The following is a 3,475-nucleotide window of genomic DNA, read 5'->3' as shown; positions in this document are numbered from 1 at the left end:
TAGCTGATTCAGCATCTGTTAATGCCGATGCAGACCAAATTACTTTTAACTGGAGTGATACAGATAAAGCACTGAACATTCATGGTAATGAACAGTCCGTATTAGTAGGCATTGCCAATGGATACTATCCATCTTATTCTATAGATGAATATATAAGAGAAGACCGTAGTGGTGGAATACCATTCCCAAATGCTCCTTCTGGTACACTGGTACATTGTTATATTGCTTTTGCAGAAACCGACAATTTAATGAGAGCCAGTAACAGCGTGTATTTAGGTTCCGTTAGTATACCTTAATTTCAAAACCGGGGTCTCACTTTATGTGAGCCTCCGGGTATAAAATCAACATTATAATCATCTTAAAACAAATCGTCATGGCTAAAATAAAAGGAAATCACTTATTTGGATTAATATCCGGAAGACTAGGTAATACAATTGGTGTAATTATCAATGGAAAACAGTATTTCAGACAGGCACCTAGTAAAAGCTCTGTAAAACCATCTCAAAAACAAATCATGCAACGTGCCAGGTTTGCTTTTGCAATGAAGTTTTTAAAACCATTACGTCCTGTAATACAATTGGGCTTCTATAAAAGAAACGATTCAAGATCTGCCCATAATAAAGCAATGTCACTCTTACTTCAGCAAACAATTAAAGGGGAATATCCTGATTATACCATCAATTTTCAAAAACTATATCTTTCTAAAGGCCCTATTGAAAGATGTGATGCTACATCAGTTGAAATTTCAGATCAAAATATCATCTTTCAGTGGAAGGATGCTGAAGAAATTATCAATGACCATAAAAGGGAGCATGCTCTACTGATTGCCATAACGGAGCATTATGAAGTCGTTCAGTCTGTTGATGAATATATGCGCATTGACAAAACAGGTAAACTATCATTACCACAAGCTCCATCAGGTACAAAAATTCATTGTTATCTTGCCTTTGTTGATACGAAGCGCTCTAATCGGGCAAGTAATAGTGAATACTTAGGATTTGTATCCATGCCATAATCATAAATTAAAGGTAATTCAAATGCCGACATGAGACTATTAGTAGTAAGCAGTTAGCTGTAAACTGAAGACTGTATACTGTGGACTGAGGACTGAGGACTGATGACTGAAAACTGAGGATTTCCCAAACCACCACCCCTTGGTGCCTTTGGGACTCCTCCTTTATTAATTGAAGAATTCGATTAGAATAATGTAAAATAATATTAGACAGAAAATAAACATATAGATCTACAGCATAATAAGAACTTTTAAATGTTTCAGACCTTCAGCCTGACTTATTCCCGTTGATAAGAACAAGGGGCGTTGCCACCTTGCTGTGATATTATAGGCTTTCAGCCTTAATTATATATCGTGATAACTAGTGAAATGCAGAGGTAATCCGATGACACAATACCAGTAAATTGCAAAGCAATTAAAATTCGTGTAATTCGTTCAATTCGCGGTTCATAAAAAATTTACGAAGCAATCATTATATATTTTATTTGATCAAAAGATAAACAACCTCAAAACTCAACATACTATCCTTTAATTCGTGAAAATTAATATTAATTCGATGACTGAATACCAGTAAATTGCAAAGCAATTACAGTTCGTGTAATTCGTTCAATTCGCGGTTCCTTAAAATTGGCAAATAAGCAAATAGGCAAATAAACAGATAAACCTTAGTTCAGCAAAACGTCTCGCTTTGTTGTTTTAAGACCGGCCTCTACCCTTTTAAAAAGAACTAAATATTTATATCAGATGATAATTTTTTGGTGAATTACATAAACATGGTACCAAACTTAGTAATTGTTTCAGACCTTCAGCCTGAAATTTATATAATGGCCATAACAAGGGGCGTTGTCACCTTGCTATGATATTAAAGGCTTTCAGCCTTAATTATATATCGTGATAATTATTGTATTAATTTACCCCCAAATATTCTTTAATCTCTGTCTGTACACCGATAAATAAAAATTATTCTGATATGGAGCAAATTAAATTTCTCAAATAAGCAAATCACCAGATTATCCAACTAATCAATAACCAAACACTAACTGCTGACTGAAATCTAAGGACTGTCTTCTGCCTACTGAGTACTGCCGACTGAGTACTGTCTACTGAAGACTGAAGACTGTCTACTGAAGACTGCTGACTGAAGACTGCCGACTGAGAACTGCCGACTGAGAACTACCGACTATGACCTGAAGTCTACCGCCATTAAAATGTTATATAATGTTAATTGAGTTTGAATATTCGATTGTTTTAGTTAATTTATCTATAGATTATTAACCACCAAACACACGAAATTATGTTAGCTTCAATTCACACCATAGCCGGTTCTGTTTTAATGAGAAAAGCCTTAAAATGGAAAAACTTAAATACTAAAGATGATTTAGCTTTTGATTGTGAATTCATCTACAATCATCTTGATAATTATTTAAATGAGTCATTATCTCAAATCATACATAAAAAATACAAGACCAAAGATATCTGTAATTATTTATCTAATCTATACGGAATTAAAGAATCACTGGATACTTATCCATGGAAAATCCCCTGTAACCTCACCAATGAAGAACAGAAGATATTCTTACATGACTTAGACTTTTATATCCTATTATCAGGTGTATTAATTAAGTCAAGAAATTTACTTAAAGGTTATTTACCGGATTACAAAACACCTTCCAGCACAAAATTATTACCTCTATTCAGTAGTAATCCTAAAAAAGTAAAACAAACCATTCATCTCCTAAATGAGAGTTCATGGCGTTCACTTGTTGAAAACTACTTTATGCAAAACAATTACTTAAGTCTACTAAATGATTTTGAAAAAATGAATGAATATATTCATGTTGAGCATATCATTTATAAAGCTTATAAAAAGCTAGAAGAAGCCTTTAATACGTTGCCAGCAACCATAATACACGAAAATATCTTACAGTATAACCTAAAGGATGCATATCAGTTGATCTGCAGAATAGCTGATAGTATAGATGAAACAGATTTATGGAATGAGTACCGTCAAATCATAACAGAGGTGATCATACTTGGAGTAGCTTCAAAACCGTTTTTTGAGTTGTATATTCATTTATTTCAACAACAACACCAAACATCTAAGGGAAGCATTCAATCAGAAATTATTTTTATCAAAAATCAAATTAAACGAGCTAAACAATTTAATCGGGATATGGCCATCAAGTCAAATAAAAATCTGGTTCAATTAAATAACATATTATTACAATTGAAAGAGATGACAATAATAAATTCACAGAATCAAATACTGGAATGGAATCATAACCCTAAAGAATTCGTAAAAAAACTGCATCAGATGATTTCAAACGGATATCTAACATTAAAAGGAAATAGTGATATTAAGCCTATATTGGATATGTAAGTATAACTCTGTCTGATTGATTTAGATTATTCAAATTAAATTATCTTTTTTCTTAAAACCAATTCTCAAAAGCTTTATTGAGA

General features: G+C 32.7%; 3 protein-coding genes. All 3 read left to right on the top strand.

Annotated elements, in window-relative coordinates:
* On the top strand, nt 1–296 hold a 296-nt coding region (locus tag OM075_RS24525; RefSeq protein ID WP_301193202.1), incomplete at its 5' end, for a DUF6266 family protein.
* Nucleotides 297–373: 77 nt separating this feature from the next.
* Complete coding sequence (locus OM075_RS24520) at nt 374–1,015, top strand: DUF6266 family protein (protein ID WP_301193201.1); 642 nt, start codon at nt 374–376, stop codon at nt 1,013–1,015.
* Nucleotides 1,016–2,306: 1,291 nt separating this feature from the next.
* Nucleotides 2,307–3,392, top strand: coding sequence for a hypothetical protein (locus OM075_RS24515; RefSeq protein WP_301193200.1), 1,086 nt, complete (start codon nt 2,307–2,309; stop codon nt 3,390–3,392).
* Nucleotides 3,393–3,475 lie beyond the last annotated feature (83 nt).

The sequence above is a fragment of the Plebeiibacterium sediminum genome (assembly GCF_026013605.1).
GTDB classification, from domain to species: Bacteria; Bacteroidota; Bacteroidia; order Bacteroidales; family Marinilabiliaceae; genus Saccharicrinis; species Saccharicrinis sediminus.
Note: the sequence above shows the minus strand (reverse complement) of the source record. Positions and strands in the feature narration are given on the sequence as shown.

What these genes read in the sequence shown, in the direction of transcription:
- OM075_RS24520 (WP_301193201.1), top strand. Translation starts at nt 374, where the DNA reads ATGGCTAAAATAAAAGGAAATCACTTATTTGGATTAATATCCGGAAGA.
- OM075_RS24515 (WP_301193200.1), top strand. Translation starts at nt 2,307, where the DNA reads ATGTTAGCTTCAATTCACACCATAGCCGGTTCTGTTTTAATGAGAAAA.